Source organism: Salinisphaera sp. (assembly GCF_035690525.1).
Lineage (GTDB): Bacteria > Pseudomonadota > Gammaproteobacteria > Nevskiales > Salinisphaeraceae > Salinisphaera.
The window spans coordinates 1-2,395 of the sequence record NZ_DASSKM010000134.1; the positions used below are offsets into that span (position 1 = coordinate 1).

Genomic DNA, 2,395 nt, shown 5'->3' on the forward strand with positions numbered 1-2,395 from the left:
GGTCTGGTCGCCGTTGGTGAGATAAGCGCGCAGGGTCACCGGCGTGGTGTCGCGCGAGGTCGGCATCCAGTCGAACACGGCGCGGTAGCCGTTGATCGGCTTCATCGCGTGGGTCGAGGTGTAGCTGATCCGGCCGTTCGAGGCCGAGACGTTGACGCCCACGTCGGCGTCGTCCGGCAGGTCGTCCAGCGGCGGGCCGACGAAATCGACGGCGAAGCGGCGCGCGTATTGGTCCGGCGACTTATTGCCCGGAATCCAGCCTTCCTGCACGTTGCCCATGCCCGACCAGGTCTTGTCCACGATGGCCAGCGACGGCGAAACGGGCGGTTCGGGCCACCAGTAGAGCCTGTAGTCGTAGTTCAGGTGACGGCCCGCGGTGACCGGCTTCTCCGGAATCCAGAAGGCCACGATGTTGTCCACGGTTTCGCCGACCGTGGGCATTTCCATGAGCGCGATCTGGCCCTTGCCCCACTTGTTCTTGGGCGTGAGCCAGAGACTCGGCCGGCGGTTGTACCAGGTCACGGGATCGCGGTAGTCGTCGAAATCGTGATCTCGCTGGACCAGCCCGAAGCCGCGCGGATTCTCGTCCAGGAACGTATTGAACTGGATCGTCGGCGGGTTGTAGAGCGGACGGCAAATCCATTCGCCGTTGCCGCGCCACATCGCGAGCCGGTCGGAGTCGTGCATCAGCGGATAGATCGTGTCGCGCGCGCTTTCCTGCGCGGTGCCCTTGAGGTACATGCTGGTCATCGGCGCGATGCCGAGGCGCTTGATCGGCTTGCGCGTATAGACGTGCGCCGAGATATCCATGATCACGCCCCGGGCATTGCCGGCATCGATATCGAAGCGATAGGCGCCGGTCGCGCTTGGCGAATCCAGTAGCGCATAGACCGTGACCCGTTCGGAGCCGTCCTTGGGGCGCACGAACCAGAACTGTGTGAAATCCGGGAATTCCTCGCCCTCGGGCACGTCGGTATTGATCGCCAGGCCGCGCGCCGACAGGCCGTACTGCTTGTTCTTGTCGATGGCGCGGAAATAGCTGGCGCCCAGAAAGGAGGCCACCTCGTGAACATAGGCGCCCCACGGCTTCACCGCCAGCCGCCAGCCGGCAAAGCCCAGGTTGTACCCTTGTAGCTGCTGCGGGTCGATGCCGCTGTCGTCATAGTCGAACAATTCCGGCTTGAAGGGAATCGGATGCGACATGCCGGTATCCGGGTCGACGGCGTGCATGCGCACCGGCGTGTTGAAGTGCATGCCGACATGGAAGAAATGCACCCGCAGATCGACGTCCGGATCCGACGACCACAGCGCGTCGCGCCAGTCGTAGACGATTTTCTGATAATCCAGCGGCGCCAGATTGGCCAGCGCGTCGGGCAGGTCCTCCGCCGGGGAGCGGTATTCGGAGCGCGCCATCTTCTGCGCCTTGTCCTTCAATCCGTCGAAGGAGAAGGGCTGGCCGCCGCCGCTCGCGATTGGCGTCTTGGCCAAAGCCGGAATGGCCGGCAGGCCGAGGGATGTCAGCGCCAGAGACGCTTTGATCAGAGTGCGTCGTTGCATGAACTCGCCTTGTCAGTGCAGGTCGTGACGAATCGCCGGTCGCCCGGCCGGGTCAGTCGTCGCGGGCATGGGGTTCCATTTCGTGCAGGAAGTCGGCCGCCTCGTCCTGCATCCGCTGGCGCAGGTCGATCATCTTGCGGGCGTAATCGTTGAGGCGGCGGGCCTGTGGCGTATCCGGGGTAAAGGTCGGCACCGTCGTCGGCCGGCCTTCGCCGTCGACCGCCACGAACACCAGAATACAGTGCGTGGTGAAGCGCGCGTCGGCCGACTTCGGGTCGCGCGCGTACACGCTCACCGAGATATGCATGCTGGAGTTGCCGGTATGCATCAGCTCGGCCTTGAGTTCGACCAGGTCGCCCACGCGGATCGGCTTGAGAAAGCGAATGCCGCCGACATAGGCGGTCACGCAGTAGCTGTGCGACCAGTTCGCCGCGCAGGTATAGCCCGCGTGGTCGATCCATTTCATGACGCTGCCGCCGAAAACGTTGCCGCCGAAATTTACGTCGGAAGGTTCGGCAAGAAAACGTAGCGTGATCTCTTGTTGGGACATGCGGCCGGAACATTTTGGAGCTGGACCCGAGTTTAGGGCCTGTTGCCGTTTCATACGACACCGCGCCGGCGGCCATTTTGACGCAAGACAAGGCGCAGCGGGCGTACGGTAGTCATTCTACCGTAGCGCGCTGCAACGCTGGATTGTGCCAAAATGGCCCCGGCCCATCGAAATTTATTGGGGGTTGCGGCCCCAAATCGCGCCATCCGGCGTTGCAGAGCTTGACCGCAGAATGACTGCGGTCGGCGCTCTGCGTCTTGGCTGACACGATTTGGGGTCGCAACGCGG

The 2,395-nt window shown here is 63.5% G+C and carries 2 protein-coding genes; both read right to left on the minus strand.

Annotated elements, in window-relative coordinates; genetic code table 11:
• Window positions 1-1,557, minus strand: a 1,557-nt coding sequence (locus tag VFJ08_RS10065; RefSeq protein WP_324997074.1) for a glucan biosynthesis protein D, incomplete at its 3' end; no start/stop codon positions are given.
• Between the two features lie 52 nt (window positions 1,558-1,609).
• A complete protein-coding gene (locus VFJ08_RS10070) occupies window positions 1,610-2,107 on the minus strand; it encodes an acyl-CoA thioesterase (protein WP_324997075.1) in 498 nt (165 codons plus the stop codon).
• Between the last annotated feature and the right edge of the window lie 288 nt (window positions 2,108-2,395).

Coding starts and splice junctions, on each gene's coding strand:
- VFJ08_RS10070 (WP_324997075.1), bottom strand. CDS start 2,107: ATGTCCCAACAAGAGATCACGCTACGTTTTCTTGCCGAACCTTCCGAC.